Raw genomic sequence first — 22762 nt, forward strand, 5'->3', positions numbered from 1 at the left:
AAGGTTGTCCATGAGCTGGCTAGAGAAAATATTAACCAAAAGTAATATTGGTTCATCACGCAAGGCGTCGATCCCTGAAGGGGTTTGGACCAAGTGTACGTCGTGTGATCAAGTACTTTATCACGCTGATGTCGAACGTAATTTGGAAGTTTGTCCCAAGTGTGACCACCATATGCGTATGCCAGCACGCCGTCGTCTGGATGTTTTTTTGGATCCTGAAGGACGTGAAGAGATTGCCGGTGAACTGGAGCCTAAAGACGTATTAAAATTTCGTGATTCGAAAAAGTATAAAGATCGCCTGTCAGCCGCGCAAAAGTCCAGTGGGGAAAAAGATGCACTCGTGGTCATGAAAGGCAGTGTGCTAGACGTGCCCGTGATTGCTTGTGCGTTTGAATTTAAGTTCATGGGCGGTTCGATGGGCGCAGTCGTCGGCGCTCGGTTTGTTAAAGCGGTCGAGCACGCGATCGAAAACCATTGTGGCCTGGTGTGTTTTTCGGCCAGTGGTGGGGCGCGCATGCAAGAAGCCTTGATGTCATTGATGCAAATGGCGAAAACCAGTGCGGCACTTGAGCGTTTATCGCGTCACAACTTGCCATTCATCTCGGTACTCACTGATCCAACTTACGGTGGGGTGACCGCGAGCTTTGCTATGCTCGGAGACATTAATGTCGCAGAGCCAAAAGCGATTATCGGTTTTGCTGGCCGTCGTGTCATTGAGCAAACCGTACGCGAGAATCTGCCAGACGATTTCCAAACCAGTGAGTTCTTGCTTGAGCATGGTGCGATCGACATGATTGTTGATCGTCGTGAGATGCGCCAGCGTTTGGCGGGCCTATTGGCGAAGCTGGGTAACATTAAGTCGCCATTAGTCGTCGATGTTGAGCAAGATAAACCTCAACCTCCAGAAGAGCCTGAAGTGGCACCTTCCTCTCAAGAGCAATAATTGACCGTGTTCCATGGCGTTATCCTTGGTATCATTTGCCCATCATCGAGTAACTGACCAAGTCAATGTCTGAACTACAGCATCCAACAGCCACATCCTCAATGGATACGTGGCTGTCTTATCTAGAAAATATCCATACCAGTGCCATCGATCTTGGCCTTGAACGCGTCGCGGCAGTTGCGGAGCACGCCCAATTGACCCAGCCTGCGCCTAAAGTGATTACCGTTGCAGGGACCAATGGCAAGGGGACCACCTGCGCCTTATTAGAGGCAATATTACAGCACGCGGGTTACCGTACGGGGGTTTACAGCTCACCACATCTTATTCATTACAATGAGCGGGTCCGTGTCAATGGCGACGTGCTGGCCGATAGTGAGCATACTCAAGCGTTTGAGGTAATTAACCAGGCACGTGGCCAAACCAGTCTGAGCTTTTTTGAATTTGGTACCTTAGCCGCGTTACAGCTATTTAAACAGCATGCGCTTGATGTCGTGATCCTCGAAGTGGGTCTCGGTGGCCGTTTAGATGCCACCAATGTGGTGGATCATGACGTATCAGTGATCACCAGTCTCGCGCTCGATCATTGTGATTGGCTGGGCAATGACATTAATCAGATTGGCTATGAAAAAGCAGGCATATTCCGGAAAGATAAACCGGCGATATGTGGTCAGCCTGCGCCACCTGCGAGTGTTGCTGCGCATGCTGATGCGATTGGCGCGCAATTAAATCAGTTAGGCTATCAGTACCACTATGCCATGACAGGCGATACGTGGCGTTGGGCGGCCGGTGCTTTTGAACTGACAGAGCTACCTATTCCGGCTATTCCGCTACAAAATGCGGCAACGGCTTTAATGGCGCTGGGCGTCGCTGACCTCGACATTGCTGATACACACATTACTGAGGGATTAGCGTCTGTCGCGGTTACTGGTCGGATGCAAGTTATTGCTGACGCCCCTTACACGATTTTTGACGTCGCCCATAATCCGCATGCTGCCGCTTACCTAGCAAAGAAACTCGCTGAGCAAAAAGCGAGATTGACAGGACGCGTGCATGCTGTGGTGGCGATGTTAGCAGACAAAGATATAGAGGGTACCTTAGCCTGTTTTGATGGCATTGTGGATTGCTGGTACCCCGCTTCTTTAGCCGTACCTCGTGGCGCGTCAGCCGATAAATTGCCGGTGGTGGCATCAATGCAATTCAGCTCACCGAGTGACGCCTATCAACATGCGTTGAGTCAGGCTGAACCTGAGCGAGACTGTGTGGTCGTATTTGGGTCGTTCCATACCGTTGGGCAGGTGATGGAAACGCTTAATTAAAACGGAGTCATTGTGGCCAGTAAGTTACAAAAAAGAGTGGTCGGCACCCTAGTGTTAGTCTCTATCGGTGTGATAGTGCTACCTGATGTGCTCGATGGCAAAAAAGAGCATTACCAAGAAAACTATCAAAGCATCCCCCTGCGGGATGACTTTGATGGCACAGTGAGCCAAATGCCGGTTGAAGAACCCGAGGTGATTGAGGTGACAGCGCCCGATACCCAGGTAAACGATACGCGTTCAGCTGACACAAATGCGCAGGCTGAGACGGAAAAAAGTGACCCAACGCCCACGCCATCAAGTACAGCGTCAGTCAACGACGGAGACAGCGCATGGATGATCCGTTTGGGGACCTTCCGTAACCAAGAGAATGCTCGTCGCTTGGTTAAGCAATTACGTGACAAAGGGTATCAAGCACATATCTTACCCAGAGACATTCAACCCGGTGACTTAGCAAAAGTGGTCGTCGGGCCACATGTTTCTAAAACCACACTCGAATCGCAACTGACTGATCTGCAATCGCTGACAGGATTGAAAGGACAGTTGCGCAAATTTGACCCACTTACCCAATAAGAAAACGTTTGCGTGAGCATTTTTTCTGTTAGAATGCGCACGTCTCGAGCAAGTGAATACGATGAATTGGATTGATTATCTTATTATTGGCGTCATTGGTTTTTCGGCGTTAGTGAGTGTGATTCGAGGCTTTGTAAAAGAAGCCTTGTCATTAGTGATTTGGTTTGGAGCGTTTTTTATTGCCAGCCAATTCTACACGCAGCTAGCGGTGTATTTGACCAATATCCAAGATGCGGTTATCCGTAATGGTAGTGCCATCGCCTTGTTGTTTATTGCCACCTTATTGGTCGGCGCAGTAGTCAATTATGTGATTGCCCAGTTAGTAGAAAAAACGGGATTGTCTGGCACGGATAGAGTGCTTGGTATGGTGTTTGGCAGTGTGCGCGGCGTGTTAATCATCGCGGCGGTGCTTTTCTTCCTCGATGCCTTTACATCGGTCGCTAACAACCAAGCGTGGGGACAATCGCAACTTATTCCTAACTTTGCGGTAGTGATCGAATGGTTCTTCCACTATCTCGAGAACAGTTCCAGTTTCTTACCTGAGATCGCAGGATCTTAGGCTGATATTCGCGTAACAAGGAATCGCTGACATGTGTGGTATTGTTGGAATCGTTGGTAACACTCCGGTCAATCAGTCCATTTACGATGCACTGACTGTGCTTCAACATCGAGGACAAGATGCAGCCGGCATTGTCACTATCGATGACAATCGTTTCCGGCTTCGAAAAGCCAATGGGTTAGTCCAGGATGTGTTCCAACTGAAGCATATGCAGCGCTTGCAAGGCCAGGTTGGAATAGGGCATGTAAGGTATCCAACAGCGGGCAGCTCTAGTGCATCAGAAGCACAGCCTTTCTATGTCAACTCGCCGTATGGGATTACTCTCGCCCACAATGGTAACTTGACCAATGCTGAGGCGTTGCGCCAATCTTTATTTGAAAAAGATCGTCGTCACCTTAATACAACGTCTGACTCTGAAATTCTCCTCAATGTCCTTGCCCATCAACTGTCGACTGCGACTTCTCATCCTCTTACTGTTGATGATATGTTTACCGCGGTGAAAGCGGTCCATCGACAAGTCTCCGGCGCTTATGCCGTTGTGGCAATGGTGATTGGGCATGGCGTTATCGCTTTTCGTGATCCTAAAGGCATTCGCCCGCTTTGTTTAGGGAAGCGCGATACGCAAACAGGTACCGAGTATATGGTTGCGTCTGAAACCGTTGCATTGGATGCCGTGGGTTTCGATTTCGTGCGTGATGTCTCACCCGGAGAGGCGGTTTATATCACCTTAGAGGGACAACTTCATACCTGTCAGTGTGCGGACTCACCGAGTCTTAACCCTTGCATCTTTGAGTTCGTTTACTTTTCTCGTCCCGACTCATTTATCGATAAAGTATCCGTTTATGGGGCCCGTATTCGTATGGGTCAAAAGCTTGGCGCTAAAATTCAGCGCGAGTGGGAAGACGTGGATATTGATGTCGTCATTCCTATCCCTGAGACATCTTGTGATATCGCGTTAGAAATTGCGCAAGTGCTAGGTAAACCCTACCGCCAAGGCTTTGTTAAAAATCGCTACGTAGGTCGTACGTTTATTATGCCGGGGCAGCAGATGCGTCGAAAATCCGTACGTCGTAAACTCAATGCCATCCGTTCAGAGTTTAAAGACAAACGCGTACTCTTGGTCGATGATTCGATCGTGCGAGGCACAACCTCAGAGCAGATCATCGAGATGGCACGTGAAGCAGGCGCCAAAGAAGTCTATATGGCCTCCGCGGCCCCCGAAGTACGCTTCCCCAATGTCTATGGCATTGATATGCCGAGCGCCAACGAGTTGATTGCTCATGGTCGCGAAGTGGATGAAATTGGCCAATTAATTGGTGCCGATGGCTTGGTGTATCAAGATCTGCCTGATCTCGTCGCCGCTGTTGGTGAGGCTAACCCAGCGATTGAGCGCTTCGAAACATCGGTGTTTAGTGGCGAATATGTCACCCAAGATGTGGATCAGGCGTACCTCGAGTATTTACAAAGCTTACGTAGTGATGATGCTAAAACTGTACGAGAGCAGCAACAAGAGCTTGCGAACTTAGAGATACATAACGAAGATTAAACAAATACGCCGCGAGATTATCGCGGCGTATTTGTCTTTTTAGCGAGCGAAGGCCTTAGTGTGTGAAAACAGGCCCCATGCCGACATTCCACAGAATCACGGAGGCGGCAAGGATAGCGACCAACAGGACTAAGCCGCAGGTGACGACAGAGCTTGCATAAATAAAACCGCGCTCTTCAGGGATCTCCATGAGTATCGGCACGCCGGTATACAGCAGATAAACGGAATAAGCGACACCGATCAAGCCGACAATCATGACAAACCATACCACCGGATAGAGCGTTGCAAGCCCGACCATAAAAATCGGCGTCGCCGTGTAGGCGGCCAGCTCAAGGCATTGCGTATAATTAGGCGCAGAGCCAAATGTTCGACTCATCCACAAGGTTAGGTAGGCAAGGGCAGCAACCCCACCGAGTAACGCTAAATACATGGCACTGGCAATAAAAAGCGCGCTTTGTGGCGTCATGAAAATGGGCTCTCCCGCGCCGATTTGCCAGCCGATATTGACACTCGCGTAGTAGGCACACACAGGTGGGATCAACGCCAACAATAGCGCATGTCCGATGCTACTTGAAACGCCCTCGTGTCGTTCGCCAATTGTTTTCCATTCTTTTTTGGGATGGGTATATAACCCGACTAAGTGACCTAAAATCATAGTAACCCCGCTCGTTATTCCCTAAATATAAACAAAGGTGCAATGGTCGGCGCACGACAGCTGGGTAACGGCTAGCTCGGCTGTGCGAAGACAGATGCCCAAATCTTCTTTCCTTACCTAACGAATAGCTCTTGACATCATAATTGGCAAGTTTTGTGCGCTATAACAACCTTCCTCACGAGGCAAAGGGCGAAGTCGCTCGGAAATAAAGCGAGGAAAATATGCATTATGTGATGATTGTCATGTATTAATTGTTGAACATCTCACTTTTAATACAGAGTGGCGTACCCTGGAGTGTTGCTGATTTTTAAGTGTTTTTTATCGTACTCCTTGTTGTACGTTAAGATGCATGTGCGTTTATATTGATAAAATTGTTATTTTAAACAGCTGTTTATTGTTCGCTATCAAATTAAATATCATAAGCAGGCACGGGGTGTCTGAGTTCAGCTACGATTAGTACAGAGCGATTTAAAACAGCCGCTGCTTTGCAGTCCGGGAGGAGAGCGTCGTGTTGCACAGTAAAGATATTTTAATTGTTGAAGATGATCCCGTCTTTAGTCGAATGATTGCCTCGTTTCTTGAAAGAGAAGGTGCGACGGTCCGTGAAGTAGAAAATGGGCTAGAAGGGCTACAAGCATTGAGGCAATCCATCCCTGATTTACTGATCAGCGATCTTTCCATGCCGGTCATGACGGGGCTTGAGTTCGTTGAGGAAGTGAGCCTCGAATACCCGATGCTGCCCATGATTGTGATTTCAGGTACCGGAGGCATGGCCGACGTTGCCCAGGCGCTTCGCTTTGGAGTAAAGGATTTTTTACTCAAGCCCATTGAAGACATCAAATCGGTTAAAAAAGCCATTGAAGCGGTGATTGATGATGCCAACGATGATGTGCATGCCAGTGATGACTTTAGTCAACAGTGGTTTAAAGTGAGTGAAGATGCGGACAAAGGCGCCTCAGAAAGCGAACTAAAATGGCACCTTGATGCGCTACGTCATAATCCTGGCAGTGCGCGAGAGTTGCTGATGGGGTTGATGCCTGATCCAGACTCACAACAAGGCGCGTGGCGTTTGTCATATCACTCGCTGCAATCGGCAGACGCCAACCCTATTGTGCTCGATTATGCTTGGCTGCTCGGCGGGAAAATGGCGTTCTATGTAGTTGACTCAGCGTCAGCTGAAGAAGATGGGACGGCAACGACTTTGATGATTCGGGCCTTTTTTAATGATTTTGTCCGCTCAAGTGATGTGAATGAACGCGGATTCCTGACGCTGGTAAAACGGATTGAAGATGCGATTCGTGCATCGGCTTATACATCACCGGTCCGTGCCATGTTTGGTGTCTTAAACATGGTTGATAGCCAACTTGATATTCTGCCAGCAGGTTTAAAAGCCACGATTGATAGTAGCGGAACCACGAAATTAGTTCGTAGTGAGCATTGGCTAGGTCGCGATGCCTTTAGCAGTGAATTCCAAACTGTGGATATGCAATCAGGCGATGCGCGTGTGTCTTTAAACGAAGTCGGCCTGAATAGCTTTAGCGTTGATATTCAAAAGATTGCCTAATATAGGCCATCAATGATTGTGGTGTCCCGTCATCTCCATATCACCAGTTCAAGCGATGCACGTCCCGCTCTGCTTGCTGGTGATGATTTACATCCGTATACTCACGTCGCTCTGGATGGGTTGTTACCTTACCTTCGATAGATATCAGGGACAGATCGGCATGAAACATTGGTATTTACTTTATTGTAAACGCACGGAACAACAACGTGCGGAACAAAACTTGAAGCGGCAAGGCGTGGACTGTTACTACCCGATAGTCACAGTCGAAAAGTTGCGTCGAGGCAAATACCGGCAAGTTGAAGAACCGCTCTTTCCGAATTACATCTTTGCTTGTTTTGATCCTGAATGGGTTCAATACACGTCTGTTCGCTCTACACGTGGCGTTGTTGATTTTGTTCGCCAAGGTGCGAAGCCAATCCACGTCGATATTCAATTAATTCAACACTTGATGATGATGGAAGACAGTGATGAGCAACGAGAATTACTGTATCAAGGCTTCAAGCCTGGTCAAAAAGTAACCGTTGAGAGTGGCCAGTTTGCCGGGGCTGAAGCGATTTTTAAAGAAAAAGACGGCGAAAAACGCTGTATCCTTTTAATCAAAATACTCAACCAACAAACAGAATTACGGATCAATAACTCAGATATAAAAGCGTCATGCTAAGCGACTTACGCGTCGTAGAACGTGCCGATAGGTCGTTGTATCAGGCCAAAAAAGATGGGCGAAATCAATGTGTGAAAGCTAATCAAATTGACTTCGCCACCTTGTGATGCTAGCCAACGTCGTGATACTGCTCGCACGCCATGAGTGTGTTTTCAATCAAGGTGGCGACTGTCATAGGGCCGACCCCGCCAGGAACAGGGGTGATATGACTGGCTCTTTCATACGCGACATCGTACTCAATATCCCCGATTAATTTACCGTCATCCATGCGGTTGATGCCCACATCAATCACGATTGCCCCGGGTTTTATCCAATCGCCAGGGATGAACTTAGGTTTACCGACCGCAACCACGAGCACATCGGCTTGTCGAACATGCGTTTCTAAATCTTGGGTAAATCGATGGCAGGTGGTGGTGGTGCAGCCGGCGAGCAACAGCTCCAACGTCATCGGGCGACCGACAATATTGGATGCTCCCACAACCACAGCATGTTTACCACGTAGCGGTACATTATAACGATCGAGAAGAGTAATAATTCCTTTCGGCGTGCACGAGCGTAGTGTCGGCATACGTTGGCACAAGCGGCCCACATTAAAAGGATGAAAACCATCTACATCTTTATCTGGGCGGATTCGTTCCAATACGGACGTGGCATCAATCCCCGCCGGCAACGGCAGTTGAACGAGAATACCATCAATGCAGTCATCGTCATTCAAAGTGTCAATCAACGAGAGTAGCTCATGCTGTGAGCAAGAGGCTGGGAGGTCATAGGAGCGTGATACAAATCCGACTTCGTCACAGACTCGGCGTTTACTCCCCACGTAAACTTGTGATGCAGGGTCCGAGCCGACCAAAATAACGGCTAAACCAGGTGCGCGGCGACCTGCCTCTGTGCGGGCGGCGACGCGTGCAGCGACCTCACGACGCACCGTTTGCGCGATCAGCTTTCCATCAATCAATTGTGCGGCCATAACTATCCTTTGGCTAAAGCAATATTCGTCAGTATTGTGACAAAAATCGCGGCTAAAAGCTATTACGCAAACGTTTGCTTTGGTTTTGATGGCGGAATATGCCAGATATCCTATTGAGAGAGAATATCACGTCATTGTCTAGCCCTTCGCGTCATTAGGTTGGCAAAGTGGCCCAAAAAAGCGATAGACGGTGATTGACAATAAAATGGCGCGGTTTTGAGCAACTAGGTCAACATTTTAGGGAAAAGCGTTGACGGGACCTGACGTCGCTTTATAATCCACGCTGCATATCGTTATTGCGCCCTTAGCTCAGTTGGATAGAGCAACGGCCTTCTAAGCCGTGGGTCACAGGTTCGAATCCTGTAGGGCGCGCCATTCTTATGCGTCTCCCCGTATTTGCCTTGTCTGAGTGCTCTGAAAATAATCAATCGCGCATAAAACAGTAAAATCTGTGATCTTACGCGGTTGAATTGTGAGATATCACCCCAATTTCGATATTGAAACGCCATCGGTTGCCCCTTGTCTCGACTCAGTTGACGGGTGCCGCTATAATAGCGCGTCTTAATTTTCAGTCTCGGATGAGATAGCTCGATACGCCAATTGCGTGTATCCGGATTCGCAGGGGCTATGACGGACTCATAGCTCGGATGATGCCACCAGTCAAACTGGTAAACATCACTCAGTACCCCTGAGTAAATTTGAGGTTAAATTTATAATGCAAGTTACCGTTGAAACCACCGAAGGCCTTAAGCGCCAAATGACCATCACAGTGCCTGCTGCCAATATCGATGATGCAGTCACTAAAGAGCTACGCAATATCGCTAAGAATCGTCGTTTTGATGGTTTCCGTAAAGGTAAAGCGCCATTGAAAATGGTGTCACGTATGTACGGTGCTACCGTGCGTCAAGACGTGCTGGGCGAAGTGATGCAGCGTCACTTTATTGAAGCGATGATCCAAGAAAAAGTGAACCCAGCGGGCGCACCAACCTTTACCCCTGTAGAGAACGAAGCAGGAAAAGATCTGGTATTTAAAGCTGACTTTGAAGTGTATCCAGAGGTTGAGCTACAAGGCCTAGACGCGATCAGCGTCGAAAAGCCAAAAGCGGACGTGCAAGAAAGCGACGTTGAAGAAATGCTCACCACCTTGCGCAAGCAACAAGCGAGCTGGGTAGAAGCAGAAGGCGAAGCGAAAGATAACAGCCGTGTGACGCTGGACTTCGTCGGCACCATCGACGGTGAAGAATTTGAAGGCGGCAAAGCCGAAGGCTTCCAGCTAGAAATGGGTCAGGGTCGCATGATCCCAGGCTTTGAAGACGGTCTTGTTGGCAAAAAAGCGGGCGAAGAATTCACCATCGACGTGAACTTCCCTGAAGACTACCATGCTGAAAACTTGAAAGGAAAAGCGGCTCAGTTCGCGATTAAACTGCATCAAGTTGAAGAGCAAGAGCTGCCTGAGCTAACAGAAGAATTCGTTCAGCGCTTCGGCATTGCAGATGGCAGTGTTGAAGGCCTGAAAGCGGAAGTACGCAAAAACATGGACCGCGAACTCAAGCAAGCGATCAAAAACAAGGTAAAAGAACAAGTACTGGACGGTCTGGTTGAGCAAAACCAAATCGACGTACCGTCAGCCTTGATTGACCAAGAAATTGGCACATTGCGTCAGCAAGCGGCACAACGTTTTGGTGGCAACATGGATAGCGCTTCTCAGCTACCGCGTGAGCTATTTGAAGAGCAAGCGAAGCGTCGTGTTAGCGTCGGCCTACTGCTTGGCGAAGTGATCAAGTCTGAAGAGCTTAAAGCCGATGATGAGCGCGTTAAAGCATTGATCGAAGAAATGGCGTCTGCGTATGAAGACCCATCAGAAGTTGTCGCTTACTATGAAAAAGACGAGAAGCTGATGGAAAATATGCGTAACGTTGCGCTTGAAGAGCAAGCGATCGATGCGTTATTAGCAAAAGCAACCGTTACTGAAGCTGAAGTCGGTTTCAGTGATCTAATGAACGCTTCTCAGCAAGCGTAATTCGGATTAAAAAACGTCTGTGTTTTATTGACACTGCGTAAACGTATCTGCTTACAATGGCCCTAATGACTTGTCATTCGGGCCATTTTTTCCATCTATTGGTCGCAATGGTGATGAAGCCAATCGACGTTAGAGAGCCTTGTTTTTAAGTAAAAACTCTCGATGGATCATCAAGCTGCATACACCGATATAAGATTTTAGTGACCTGTTACAGCATTTTGTGCTAAACCTTGGTTAAGGCAAGAGTGATAACAAATTCGATTAGGGATATTACGTTATGAGCCATCAAGATAGAAATGCCATGCCACCCATTACGGACGCCCTTGTCCCTATGGTGGTGGAACAAACCTCGCGCGGTGAGCGCTCTTACGATATTTACTCTCGCCTACTCAAAGAACGCATTATCTTCCTGACAGGGCAAGTGGAAGACCAAATGGCGAACTTGATTGTGGCGCAGATGCTGTTCTTGGAATCTGAGAACCCAGAAAAAGACATTTATCTGTATATTAACTCACCAGGCGGCGTGGTGACTGCGGGGATGGCGATTTATGACACCATGCAGTTTATTAAACCGGACGTGAGCACCTTATGTACAGGCCAAGCCTGTTCGATGGGCTCTTTCCTGCTTGCGGGTGGCGCCAAAGGTAAGCGTTATTGTTTACCAAACTCGCGCGTGATGATTCACCAGCCGCTAGGGGGCTTCCAAGGCCAGGCGTCTGATATTGAAATTCATGCGCAGGAAATGATCAAAACGAAGCACCGTCTCAACACTATATTGGCTGAACATACTGGCCAGCCGATGGAAGTGATCGAGCGCGATACTGACCGTGATAATTTCATGGCGGCGCAAGAAGCGGTGGACTATGGCTTAGTTGACGCCGTATTGAGTCAACGAGACTAAACCCAATTCGCCGCAGAGCGTTGAAATGAGACAAACTTCGCTCATTAGCCAAGGCTTGATGGTTGTTGGGTCGGAAAAAGTGGCCGATTTGTTGTAAACTCAACATAAGGCAACGACGGGCAAGTGCCCCAAAGAGGTTAGCGAATGACAGACAAGCGAAAAGACGGTGGAAGCGGAAAGCTGCTTTACTGCTCATTCTGTGGTAAGAGCCAACACGAAGTTCGCAAGTTAATTGCTGGGCCATCGGTCTACATTTGTGACGAATGTGTTGACCTATGTAATGACATTATCCGTGAAGAGATCAAAGAAGTGATGCCGAAGCGTGAAGGTGATTCTTTGCCTGCGCCAAGCGAAATTCGCGAGCATCTGGACGATTATGTCATTGGCCAAGAGCAAGCCAAAAAAGTGCTTTCGGTTGCGGTATACAACCACTATAAACGCTTGCGAAACGGCGATAAAAGCGCCGAGGGCGTGGAGCTAGGTAAGAGTAATATCCTGCTGATTGGCCCCACAGGGAGTGGTAAAACACTGCTGGCTGAAACCCTCGCCCGCTTCTTGGATGTGCCATTTACGATGGCTGACGCAACGACATTAACCGAAGCCGGTTATGTGGGTGAAGACGTCGAAAATATCATCCAAAAGCTGCTGCAAAAGTGTGACTACGACGTCGCTAAAGCAGAGCGCGGCATCGTGTATATCGATGAAATCGACAAGGTGTCACGTAAATCGGATAATCCATCGATTACCCGTGATGTTTCTGGCGAAGGCGTACAGCAAGCCCTGCTTAAACTGGTCGAGGGAACGGTTGCATCGATCCCGCCACAAGGTGGACGTAAACATCCACAACAAGAGTTTCTCCAGGTTGATACCTCGAAAATTCTATTTATTTGTGGTGGTGCGTTTGCAGGACTAGACAAAGTGATAGAGCAGCGTGTTGATACCGGCTCTGGCATTGGTTTTGGCGCGCAAGTAAAAGGCGCGACTGAACGGTCAGTCGATGAGTTCTTCGGTAAAGTAGAACCAGAAGATATGGTTAAATATGGCCTGATCCCTGAGTTTATCGGCCGTTTGCCAGTGACTGCTGTGCTTAGAGAGCTTGACGAAGACGCACTCGTACAGATTTTGCGTGAGCCAAAAAATGCCATCACCAAACAATACAGTGCGCTGCTTGAGCTGGATGGTGTCGAGCTTGAGTTCCGTGATGACGCCCTACGTGCGATCGCCAAAAAAGCGATGACCCGCAAAACAGGTGCACGAGGTTTGCGTTCGATTGTGGAATCTGTGCTGCTAGATACTATGTATGATCTGCCATCCATGAAAGGGGTGACCAAGGTCGTCATTGATGACTCAGTGATCCGAGGCGAATCCGCACCTCTATTGATGTATGAGCACACTGAGAATCAAGCCGCAGGCGGTGAATAACGCTTTCACTTGTTTTATCAGCGATAAAGAAAAAAGGGAGTTATCACTCCCTTTTTTATTTTCTGACGGTTGAGCCGTTGAAACCTGTCCAACAGACCCCATATACTCTTAATCAGATTGAACGGAAGAGAGAAGCATATGAACTTGGAGCGTTCCGAGCGCATTGACATTCCGGTGCTGCCACTTCGGGATGTGGTGGTTTATCCTCACATGGTGATCCCGCTCTTTGTGGGAAGGGAAAAGTCGATACGCTGCCTTGAAGCGGCGATGGACAACGATAAGCAGATTCTATTGGTGGCGCAAAAAGATGCGGCAACCGATGACCCAAGTATCTCAGATTTATATACCGTTGGTACGGTAGCAACCATCCTACAGCTTCTTAAACTTCCAGATGGAACGGTAAAAGTTCTGGTCGAAGGGATGCAGCGTGCAAGTATTGACCAGTTTAGTGAAGACGATTTCTTCACCGCGCAAGCTGATTATCTGACCACGCCAAGTTTGGATGAGCGCGAGCAAGAAGTCCTGGTACGGACGGCGATCAGCCAGTTTGAAGGCTTTATTAAGCTCAATAAAAAGATTCCGCCGGAAGTACTGACGTCGCTAAATGGGATTGAAGAGGCGGCCCGTCTCGCCGATACCATTGCGGCCCATATGCCGCTTAAGCTTGAAGATAAGCAACAAGTTCTTGAGCTTGTTGATATTTCCGAGCGTCTGGAATATCTGATGACGATGATGGAATCTGAGATTGACTTGCTGCAAGTCGAAAAGCGGATCCGTGGTCGCGTCAAAAAACAGATGGAAAAAAGCCAGCGCGAGTATTATCTCAACGAGCAAATGAAAGCCATCCAGAAAGAACTGGGTGAGCTAGACGATGCGCCGGATGAGTTTGAAACGCTGAAGCAGAAAATCGAAGAATCAAAAATGCCGCAGGAAGCACGGGAAAAAACCGAGCAAGAACTGCAAAAGCTTAAAATGATGTCGCCGATGTCTGCCGAAGCCACAGTGGTACGCAGTTATATTGACTGGATGATCAGCGTACCTTGGGCGAAACGCTCGAAAGTGAAGAAAGATTTAGCGCGCGCTGAAGAAGTATTGAATGCCGATCATTACGGCCTTGAGCGTGTCAAAGACCGGATTTTGGAGTATCTTGCGGTTCAAAACCGGATGAAAAAACTAAAAGGTCCGATTCTTTGTTTAGTCGGTCCTCCGGGGGTCGGTAAAACGTCTTTGGGGCAATCTATCGCTCGGGCGACGGGACGTAAATATACCCGTATGGCACTGGGCGGGGTTCGCGATGAAGCGGAAATCCGAGGTCACCGTCGTACCTACATCGGTTCGTTGCCCGGTAAATTGATCCAGAAAATGTCAAAAGTTGGCGTGCGTAACCCACTATTTTTGTTGGATGAGATCGATAAAGTCTCCTCTGACATGCGTGGCGATCCTTCCTCTGCGTTGTTAGAAGTGTTGGATCCCGAACAAAATAACGCCTTCAACGATCATTACTTAGAAGTGGACTATGACCTTTCTGATGTAATGTTTGTAGCAACATCGAACTCGATGAATATCCCTGGTCCATTGTTGGATCGGATGGAGGTGATTCGTCTATCGGGTTACACCGAAGATGAAAAATTGAATATTGCCAAGCGTCATTTAGTGGATAAACAAGTTTCACGGAATGGTTTGAAGCCGCACGAGATCACTATCGAAGACTCGGCGATTATCGGCATTATTCGTTACTACACTCGTGAAGCGGGCGTGCGTAATCTAGAGCGTGAAATTTCTAAGCTGTGCCGTAAAACGGTTAAAGAAATTTTGCTCGATAAAGATCTAACGCAAGTCACGGTCACCAATGACAATCTATCCGACTATTTGGGTGTGCGTCGCTTCGATTATGGTAAAGCCGATGAGCAAAATCGTATCGGTCAAGTTACCGGTCTCGCTTGGACCGAAGTGGGCGGTGATCTGTTAACGATTGAAACCGAGTCCATGCCTGGTAAAGGTAAACTGACACATACCGGCTCATTGGGTGATGTGATGCAAGAATCGGTGCAAGCGGCCATGACAGTTGTGCGTAGCCGAGCCGATAAGTTGGGGATTAATAGCGACTTCTATGAAAAGCGTGACATCCATGTGCACGTTCCAGAAGGTGCGACACCGAAAGACGGCCCCAGCGCGGGCATCGCGATGTGTACAGCTTTGGTCTCAAGCCTCACGGGTAACTCAGTGCGCTCCGACGTGGCGATGACTGGCGAAATCACGCTGCGCGGCGAAGTGCTTCCGATTGGTGGATTGAAAGAGAAGCTGCTAGCGGCACGGCGCGGTGGGATCAAAACGGTGGTGATTCCAAAAGAAAATGAGCGTGACTTGGAAGACATTCCAGCCAATGTGAAAGAAGAATTATCGATTCATCCAGTACGATGGATTGATGACGTGTTAACCATTGCATTAGTGAATAATCCGCTTGGGATTGAGCTAGTTGACGCTGAAAAGAGTGACATGCAGCAAAATTAAGCAACGTAAAACGCTGACAGACCGCAAAAGGCTTGTCAGCGTTTTTTTTGCTCGCTAACGTTGCTCTGGCGTACTGTCTGCATGGGGCAGGCAGTTGCTTACAACGTCTTGCGTCGACAAAGCGTCTGTTATTGAAACCGCAATGCGCATAGGATTTGCGGAGAAGTTATTTAAGGGGATGAAAAAGTGAATAAGTCGGAACTGATTGATCATATTGCAGAGAGTGCTGATATTTCTAAAGCCTCGGCGGGGCGAGCACTGGATGCGTTCGTAGACTCTGTCTCTGACACACTCAAGTCAGGTGATCAAGTCGCACTCGTCGGTTTTGGTACCTTCTCAGTGCGCGAACGTGCCGCACGTAAGGGGCGCAACCCGCAAACCGGTGCTGAAATTGATATCGCTGCTGCAAAAGTACCGGGCTTTAAAGCCGGTAAAGCGTTAAAAGACGCGGTAAACGAGTAATTATCACGTGAGGTCGTGCCGAATTATTCGCGTTTGACAGGGTGTTGGAGCTGCAAAGCCACTAACAACCGCGTATAATTCGGTGCACAAGAGCGTAAAGGCGCATCAAAAGATGCGCCTTTTTAGTTGAAAAACAACCAGTCCAAACCAGTTGGAGTACCGGCCCGTTATGATGGAACGTATACGCGAAGGCACCAATAGTCTTCCGGTTAAGATCATTTTAAGCCTTATTATCTTTTCCTTTGCTTTTGCCGGTGTCGGTAGTTATCTGGCCGGTGGATCCACACCGCCTGCTGCAACCGTCGGTGATAAAGAAATTAGCCGAGCGGAACTGGATCGCGCGTATCAAAATGAGCGTGCACGCATGCAGCAACAAGCGGGCGAGCAATTCAATCAGCTTCTCGGTAACCCCGAATACGTAAAACGTTTTCGCCAAAATATTCTTGATCGTATGGTGAATGACTTGCTTTTAGAGCACGAAGCCAGTGAATTAGGATTACGCGTCAGTGACGCACAAGTGAAAGCGGCGATCCGTGCCATGCCTCAATTCCGTCAGGCGGGTCAGTTTAATAACGAGCGTTATCAAGCGGCATTGCGTCAAACCGGTATGAGTGCAGATGAATTTGCTAACTATATGCGCACGGATTTAATGCGCCAGCAGTTGGTCAATGGCTTACAAACAACCGCATTCGTATTACCTAGCGAACTGGAAAGCTTATACCGTCTCGAAGCACAGAGCCGTGAAGTGCGCACTTTAACCTTGCCAGTTGAGGACTTTGCCAACCAGGTGTCGTTAACGGATGAGGAGCTGGAAGCCTATTACCAAGCGAATCGTGATGATTATATTCAACCACGTATGGTGAAAGTCGCGTATGTGGAATTAACCGGTGAAGGGCTAGCCAGTGATATTCAAGTCACGGATGAAGACATTGCCACTTACTACCAAGACAACCAATCTCAGTATGGCTCACAAGAGCGCCGTAAGGTTAGCCACATCTTAATTGAAGGAACAGGAGACGACGCCAAAGCTCGTGCTCAACAAGCGTTAGATCGCCTCAATCAAGGTGAAGCGTTTGCGACCTTGGTCAAGGAAGTTTCTGATGACACCTTTAGTGCCGAGCAAAACGGATCATTGGATTGGATTGAACCCGGTGTGATGGATCCTGCGTTTGAAAAAGCCGCTTACGCACTGGCGCAAAAAGGCGATATTAGTGGCTTAGTTAAATCTGATTTCGGCTATCATATCATTCGCTTAGATGATATTGACCCAGCCGATGTTACGCCATTGTCTGACGTAAAAGACGACATTCGTCTTGCTCTGCAACAAGAGCAAGCGGCGGATCGTTTCTATGCACAGTCAACGCAACTGGCTGAAGTGGCGTTTGAAGAGGCGAATGGCCTTGAGCCAGCCGCAGAGGCGGTGAATGCGAAGGTGCAGTTTACGGATTACTTTGCGCTCGATAATGCCCAAGGCTTAATGGCGCGCCCTCAAATCCAGCAAGCGCTTGATAGCTATGATGTGCGTGAAAATGGCCTTAACTCTGAGCTGATTGAGCTGTCAGGTGAGCACGCGATTGTGGTGCGTCTCGACGACGTGAAGCCTGAAAAGCAATTGAGTTTTGCCGAAGTAAAAGACCAGGTGCAGGCGACGCTCGCGGCAGAAAAAGGCCGTCAGCAGGCGCAAGAAAAAGCGGACCAATTGGTCGCGCAACTTGAGCAGACCGGTACGCTAGATCAGGGTGATTATGTGTTCAGTGATGCGCAAGTGATCAATCGTGTTTCTCAGCAGCAAGCGGTGTCGGAGCTCGCTTTCTCGTTGCCTCAGCCTAACGATACAGGCGCAAGTTATGGGGTAACGCAGAACCGTCAGGGCGATATTGTGGTGGTTGCGCTGGATAACGTGATTAACCCTGCGATGCCAGACATTAGCCCACAAAGCCAAATGGCGGATCGCGTTGCACGTGCGATGAGCAATATGTCTTTGTCTGCCACACTCGAAGCGCTGCGTGAGCAAGTGGATGTGACTTATGCAGAGGTTGACGCACAACAATAAGCGAGTGTAGTGAGCGTTTAAACGCGAGAAAGCGCTCAGCGTGAGCGCTTAACAGGATCGCAGAGAGTTAGACGTCTCTCGCATTGGTTTGTGTGAAAATAGAAAAACGACGCTAGGATTTTGTCCTGCGTCGTTTTTCTGTTTGCGGGGACATGAAAAGGCGCAAGCAGTGATTTACCGTGTCGGCGATATTGATGACATGGAGATCAAAAATGAAACACCTACTATCCAGTATTCTATTTGTGTTGGCACTGGTGACTGCGCCCACGGTGCTAAGCGCCAGTCAAGATGCGTCTCAGTCCTCTGAACAGGTTGAGGCGCGCTCGGTGGATATTAACACTGCCAGTGTACAAATCCTCTCAGAGCAGCTCCGCGGTATTGGCCCTGCCAAAGCGAAAGCCATCGTCGACTATCGCCAGAAACACGGAAAGTTCGCCTCACCAGACGATTTAGTCGAAGTAAAAGGCATTGGCGCATCGACATTGGAGAAAAACCGCGACCGGATTAACGTGTCGTCATAGTGATGGAGAGTTCAGCGCAAAGGCGTCACCGTCTTTGCGCGAATAATCCTTGTGTCTGCCGGCCGGAATGCACACAATGAAATCTGGTTGTAGGAAAGTAGCAGGACGCAATGACTCACAAACAAAGTCACTTTTTTGCTCATCTTGCCCGGATGAAGCTGATTTACCGTTGGCCTTTGATGCGCAATGTTTCCGTCGAAAATATCTCTGAGCACAGTTTACAAGTCGCGTTTGTCGCCCACGCGTTAGCGCTTATTCACAATAAACGTTTTGAAGGGCAGTACCAGCCAGAACGTATTGCGGTACTGGCGATGTTTCATGACTGTAGCGAAGTCATCACAGGCGATTTACCCACCCCGGTCAAATACTTTAATCCGTCGATTGCCGCTGAATATAAAAAAATCGAGAAAATGGCGGAGAAAAAGTTGATCGCCATGCTGCCGCCAGAGCTGCAGGATGAATACAGCGGGTTGATTGATTCAGACCATATTGATCCAGATGATTATTTGTTGGTGAAACAAGCGGATATTTTATGTGCTTACTTAAAGTGTCTGGAAGAAATCGCTGCCGGTAATCATGAATTTGAGCAAGCTAAGAAGCGACTTGAAGCATCACTAGAAAAGCGTCGTTCGCCAGCCACCGATTACTTTATGGCCACCTTCGTGGATAGCTTCACCTTATCGCTGGATGAGATCAGTGACGATGGATTTTGAACTACCAGATACCTGGCAAACACGCCAGATGAGCAATGAGAACAAGAAGCGCCGTCATGATAAGCGTACCGTTTATCAGCGTGACCGTGCGCGTATTTTACATTCAGCCGCATTTCGCCGCTTACAAGCCAAAACACAGGTGTTGGGGGCTGAGCATAGCGACTTTTATCGCACCCGTTTAACCCACTCGCTCGAGGTGTCACAAATTGGCACCGGCATTGTTGCGCAGCTTAAAGAAAGACAGCCTGAGTTTCGGCCACTTTTACCGTCCACTGGGCTGATGGAAAGCTTATGTCTTGCCCATGACATTGGCCACCCGCCATACGGGCACGGTGGTGAAGTGGCATTAAATTATATGATGCGAAACGACGGTGGCTTCGAAGGCAATGCCCAGACATTTAGGATCGTGACGCTGCTTGAACCTTATACCCAACATCATGGCATGAACTTGGCGCGTCGTACTTTGCTGGGCGTAATGAAATACCCCGCGTTTATTAGCGCCGCACACAATGGTTCACAGCCAACGCCTGTCAGCGACTTTCGTCATCTCAAAGCGCGTGATTGGCAACCTGCTAAAGGTATTTATGATCATGACAGTGTACGCCGAAACTGGGTACTTGAGCCGTTCAGTGCCGCCGATCGGGCGTTATTTTTGACGTTCAGAGACAACACGCCTGCTGACCAGCATCGCAAGACGCGTTATAAGTCGTTGGATTGCTCCATTATGGAGTTAGCGGATGACATCGCTTATGGTGTCCATGATCTGGAAGATGCAATTGTGATGGGATTGGTCACCCGTGAGCAGTGGCAAGAGGCCGTGGCAAGTTATATCGCTGAATGCGGCGATCCTTGGTTAGAAGCCAATATTGGTGAACTGAGCGAACAAATGTTCGGTCCTCCGTATGAGCGCAAAGATGCGATCGGGGCCTTGGTCAACACCTTATTAACCTCCGTCGAGGTGGCCCCGACGGTTCAAGATGGTACCTACCGCTTTACGTCTCCTTTGTTAGCCTGGAACGCCTATCTAACCGAGGTGATGGCTGGCGTGCTGGAGGTACTGAAGCGATTTGTCAGTGAATTTGTCGTGAAGCAGCCTGAGCTTCAGGTGGTTGAGTATAAAGGTCAGCAATTGGTGATGGAGTTGTTTGACGCCTTTGCCTCTGATCCCGAGCGCCTGTTGCCTAAAGACTATCGACAAGATTGGTTAACAGCACAAACCGCAGGGGAGTCGGGCATGCGCGTGATTGCCGATTACTTATCGTCGATGACAGACAGTTTTGCTCAGAAGCTACACAGCACCATGTTTACCGCCGCGAGTAACGGTCCTTTGTACGCTATTCGCTAGGACGGGGATGATTGGATGATGCCGGCATAAAGGCAAGCTGGCGTTCGATCATCGCCTCAAAGCTTGTGAGTAAGGGCTGATAATGTTCACGATCACCACTTAACTCACTCAGTGCAGCAAATCCGGCCTCAAGGGTCGAAAGGGCCCCTAGCTTACTACTTTTGCGGATGGTGTATTGGCTCGGTGGCATGGTGGTAATCTTGACTGTGGGTAAATCATGGAGATTCTTTGATAACTGATACAGTTTGTAAGCTTTTTTCCATGTTCCGTCGAGTAATATGATCCCCCATGGTATCTCGCGGCCGCTTTCTTTGGCTGATGCTAATGGCTTGGTCAGCGATGATAGAGCGATAGCATGCTCGCCCGGATATAACACTGCATAGCGGCGCTGGGACCGTGCGAGCCTTTCATTCAGCGCGCGGTGCTCGCTAAAATCTTCTCCTATCCAACGCTCACAATGCTCTAATGCTAACGCGAGTAAACAAGCACTGTTTTTCGGGTGCGAGACTTCATCGGGATGCTGCAAGATAATCACCGGGATTGTATTGGTGATTGGTGTAATGGCATCGCATACGCAAATGGCTTTCGCTTTATGGCAAGATGAGCAGTATCGAGACATGATGGTCACTGTTTAATAACGGAATCAAGCAGCGTTTTACCGCTGCTTGATAATAAACGCAAGGTCGATTAAGCCGTTAGGTAGCTTGGCTATAACCGCAGAGAAAACGCTCAAAACGACTGATTGCCATTTCCAAATCATCCACCCGCGGGAGCGTGACTAACCGAAAATGGTCCGGCTGTTGCCAGTTAAAGCCGGTGCCGTGCACCATGAGGACTTTTTCTTGCAACAAAAAGTCGAGCATCAGCTTTTCGTCGTTATGGATGTTGTAGCGCTTGGTGTCGATTTTAGGAAACAAATACAATGCTCCCTTGGGTTTTTTACAACTGACACCAGGGATCTGATTGATCAGCTCATAGGCTTTGTCGCGCTGCTCCAGTAATCGACCGCCCGGCAGGATCAATTCGTTAATGCTTTGATAGCCGCCGAGCGCAGTTTGAATCGCATGCTGCATCGGTACGTTGGCACACAGGCGCATCGACGCCAGCATTTCAAGCCCATCGATATAACCACGCGCATGCTGTTTGGGCCCGGTCACTAGCATCCAACCGGCACGAAAACCACAGACTCGATACGCTTTAGACAAACCGTTAAAGGTCAAACAAAGCACATCGGGAGCGAGGGTAGCGATAGAATAATGCTGCGCCCCATCATAGAGAATTTTATCGTAAATCTCGTCGGCAAAAATGATCAAATTATGCTGGCGGGCCAGCTCGACAACCTGCAACAAAAAGTCACGGCTATAGACGGCGCCGGTCGGGTTATTGGGGTTAATCAGCACCAGTCCGCGAGTCTTTGGCGTGATTTTGCGCTTGATATCGTCTAAATCTGGATACCAATCAGACTCCTCATCACACAGATAGTGGACCGGATTACCGCCTGATAACGATGCTGCGGCTGTCCAAAGGGGATAATCCGGCGAGGGCACGAGTAGCTCATCGCCATTATTCAGTAACGCTTGCATGGCCATGACGATCAGTTCGGAGGCGCCATTGCCCAGGTAGACATCTTCGACATCCAGATCCATCAAGCCGCGCTTTTGGTAGTGCTGTACAACGGCTTTTCGGGCTGAATAAAGGCCTTTCGAATCACAATATCCTTGCGAGGTCGGCAAATTCCGAATCACATCGACCAGGATTTCGTCTGGGGCATCAAAACCAAACGGCGCAGGGTTGCCGATATTGAGCTTTAAAATCCGGTGGCCTTCCTCTTCCAGGCGTTTGGCTTCTTTCATCACTGGACCGCGAATGTCATAACAGACATTATCCAGCTTGGCGGACATACCGATTGGTTGCATTACCCTTCCTGTCAATCAAAGGTGAAAATTGTTATTAGGCTTTTTAAGTAACTTACACTATTTCTCACCCTCTTCGAAAGATGGTTGATCGATTTGATCAGTATTGGTTGAATC

General features: G+C 48.7%; 20 protein-coding genes and 1 tRNA gene. 17 read left to right on the forward strand and 4 right to left on the reverse strand.

Annotated features, from left to right (window positions below):
- Nucleotides 1-10 precede the first annotated feature (10 nt).
- The 5 genes from accD (at nucleotide 11) to purF (ending at nucleotide 4934) form a co-directional block, all read left to right on the forward strand.
- Nucleotides 11-943, forward strand: a complete 933-nt coding sequence (gene accD, locus BZG75_RS04305; protein ID WP_077576274.1) for an acetyl-CoA carboxylase, carboxyltransferase subunit beta — start codon at nucleotides 11-13, stop codon at nucleotides 941-943.
- Nucleotides 944-1008: 65 nt separating this feature from the next.
- Nucleotides 1009-2259: a bifunctional tetrahydrofolate synthase/dihydrofolate synthase gene (gene folC, locus BZG75_RS04310; protein WP_077576275.1), complete on the forward strand. Its 1251-nt coding sequence runs from the start codon at nucleotides 1009-1011 to the stop codon at nucleotides 2257-2259.
- 12 nt (nucleotides 2260-2271) lie between these two features.
- Nucleotides 2272-2829 (forward strand): SPOR domain-containing protein, encoded by a 558-nt coding sequence (locus BZG75_RS04315; protein ID WP_021022876.1) that lies wholly within the window; start codon nucleotides 2272-2274, stop codon nucleotides 2827-2829.
- Nucleotides 2830-2890: 61 nt separating this feature from the next.
- Nucleotides 2891-3388 (forward strand): CvpA family protein, encoded by a 498-nt coding sequence (locus BZG75_RS04320; RefSeq protein ID WP_021022877.1) that lies wholly within the window; start codon nucleotides 2891-2893, stop codon nucleotides 3386-3388.
- 31 nt (nucleotides 3389-3419) lie between these two features.
- On the forward strand, nucleotides 3420-4934 hold the full coding sequence (gene purF / locus BZG75_RS04325; protein ID WP_077576276.1) for an amidophosphoribosyltransferase: 1515 nt from the start codon (nucleotides 3420-3422) through the stop codon (nucleotides 4932-4934).
- 55 nt (nucleotides 4935-4989) lie between these two features.
- Here the strand turns inward: purF and BZG75_RS04330 are convergent, their stop codons facing one another.
- Nucleotides 4990-5589 carry a Yip1 family protein gene (locus tag BZG75_RS04330; RefSeq protein WP_077460340.1) on the reverse strand — a complete coding sequence of 200 codons (600 nt, stop codon included), beginning with the start codon at nucleotides 5587-5589 and terminating at the stop codon, nucleotides 4990-4992.
- A 508-nt stretch (nucleotides 5590-6097) separates the two neighbouring features.
- On the opposite strand from BZG75_RS04330, the gene BZG75_RS04335 reads away from it, so the two are divergent.
- Both BZG75_RS04335 and rfaH read left to right on the forward strand, forming a co-directional pair.
- Entirely contained in the window at nucleotides 6098-7153 is a 1056-nt protein-coding gene (locus BZG75_RS04335) for a response regulator (protein WP_077576277.1), read from the forward strand.
- 160 nt (nucleotides 7154-7313) lie between these two features.
- Nucleotides 7314-7814, forward strand: a complete 501-nt coding sequence (rfaH, locus tag BZG75_RS04340) for a transcription/translation regulatory transformer protein RfaH (RefSeq protein WP_077460342.1) — start codon at nucleotides 7314-7316, stop codon at nucleotides 7812-7814.
- A gap of 109 nt (nucleotides 7815-7923) precedes the next feature.
- Here rfaH and folD read toward each other — a convergent pair whose 3' ends face one another.
- The gene (gene folD, locus BZG75_RS04345; protein WP_077460343.1) at nucleotides 7924-8784 is read right to left on the reverse strand and encodes a bifunctional methylenetetrahydrofolate dehydrogenase/methenyltetrahydrofolate cyclohydrolase FolD; all 861 of its coding nucleotides are present in this window, start codon (nucleotides 8782-8784) and stop codon (nucleotides 7924-7926) included.
- A 298-nt stretch (nucleotides 8785-9082) separates the two neighbouring features.
- On the opposite strand from folD, the gene BZG75_RS04350 reads away from it, so the two are divergent.
- The 10 genes from BZG75_RS04350 to BZG75_RS04395 all read left to right on the forward strand — a co-directional run bounded on the left by BZG75_RS04350 (nucleotide 9083) and on the right by BZG75_RS04395 (nucleotide 20732).
- Nucleotides 9083-9159 (forward strand) — tRNA-Arg (locus BZG75_RS04350).
- 340 nt (nucleotides 9160-9499) lie between these two features.
- The gene (gene tig, locus BZG75_RS04355) at nucleotides 9500-10804 is read left to right on the forward strand and encodes a trigger factor (protein WP_077576278.1); all 1305 of its coding nucleotides are present in this window, start codon (nucleotides 9500-9502) and stop codon (nucleotides 10802-10804) included.
- A 277-nt stretch (nucleotides 10805-11081) separates the two neighbouring features.
- Nucleotides 11082-11705 carry an ATP-dependent Clp endopeptidase proteolytic subunit ClpP gene (gene clpP, locus BZG75_RS04360; protein ID WP_021022248.1) on the forward strand — a complete coding sequence of 208 codons (624 nt, stop codon included), beginning with the start codon at nucleotides 11082-11084 and terminating at the stop codon, nucleotides 11703-11705.
- A gap of 144 nt (nucleotides 11706-11849) precedes the next feature.
- On the forward strand, nucleotides 11850-13127 hold the full coding sequence (gene clpX / locus BZG75_RS04365) for an ATP-dependent protease ATP-binding subunit ClpX (RefSeq protein ID WP_077576279.1): 1278 nt from the start codon (nucleotides 11850-11852) through the stop codon (nucleotides 13125-13127).
- A 138-nt stretch (nucleotides 13128-13265) separates the two neighbouring features.
- On the forward strand, nucleotides 13266-15638 hold the full coding sequence (gene lon / locus BZG75_RS04370) for an endopeptidase La (RefSeq protein ID WP_077460345.1): 2373 nt from the start codon (nucleotides 13266-13268) through the stop codon (nucleotides 15636-15638).
- 186 nt (nucleotides 15639-15824) lie between these two features.
- Nucleotides 15825-16100 (forward strand): nucleoid-associated protein HU-beta, encoded by a 276-nt coding sequence (hupB, locus tag BZG75_RS04375; RefSeq protein WP_077460346.1) that lies wholly within the window; start codon nucleotides 15825-15827, stop codon nucleotides 16098-16100.
- A 169-nt stretch (nucleotides 16101-16269) separates the two neighbouring features.
- Nucleotides 16270-18153: a peptidylprolyl isomerase gene (gene ppiD, locus BZG75_RS04380; RefSeq protein ID WP_077576280.1), complete on the forward strand. Its 1884-nt coding sequence runs from the start codon at nucleotides 16270-16272 to the stop codon at nucleotides 18151-18153.
- A gap of 212 nt (nucleotides 18154-18365) precedes the next feature.
- Nucleotides 18366-18674: a ComEA family DNA-binding protein gene (locus BZG75_RS04385; RefSeq protein WP_077576281.1), complete on the forward strand. Its 309-nt coding sequence runs from the start codon at nucleotides 18366-18368 to the stop codon at nucleotides 18672-18674.
- 110 nt (nucleotides 18675-18784) lie between these two features.
- Complete coding sequence (yfbR, locus tag BZG75_RS04390; protein WP_021022254.1) at nucleotides 18785-19387, forward strand: 5'-deoxynucleotidase; 603 nt, start codon at nucleotides 18785-18787, stop codon at nucleotides 19385-19387.
- On the forward strand, nucleotides 19377-20732 hold the full coding sequence (locus tag BZG75_RS04395; protein ID WP_021022255.1) for an anti-phage deoxyguanosine triphosphatase: 1356 nt from the start codon (nucleotides 19377-19379) through the stop codon (nucleotides 20730-20732). The genes yfbR and BZG75_RS04395 overlap by 11 nt, the downstream gene beginning before the upstream one ends.
- Here BZG75_RS04395 and BZG75_RS04400 read toward each other — a convergent pair.
- Both BZG75_RS04400 and BZG75_RS04405 read right to left on the reverse strand, forming a co-directional pair.
- Nucleotides 20722-21351, reverse strand: coding sequence for a tRNA-uridine aminocarboxypropyltransferase (locus BZG75_RS04400; protein ID WP_077576282.1), 630 nt, complete (start codon nucleotides 21349-21351; stop codon nucleotides 20722-20724). The genes BZG75_RS04395 and BZG75_RS04400 overlap by 11 nt on opposite strands.
- A 76-nt stretch (nucleotides 21352-21427) precedes the next feature.
- Nucleotides 21428-22648, reverse strand: a complete 1221-nt coding sequence (locus tag BZG75_RS04405) for a pyridoxal phosphate-dependent aminotransferase (RefSeq protein WP_077576283.1) — start codon at nucleotides 22646-22648, stop codon at nucleotides 21428-21430.
- Nucleotides 22649-22762: the final 114 nt, after the last annotated feature.

The organism is Salinivibrio sp. AR640, from assembly GCF_001995405.1.
GTDB lineage: Bacteria > Pseudomonadota > Gammaproteobacteria > Enterobacterales > Vibrionaceae > Salinivibrio > Salinivibrio costicola.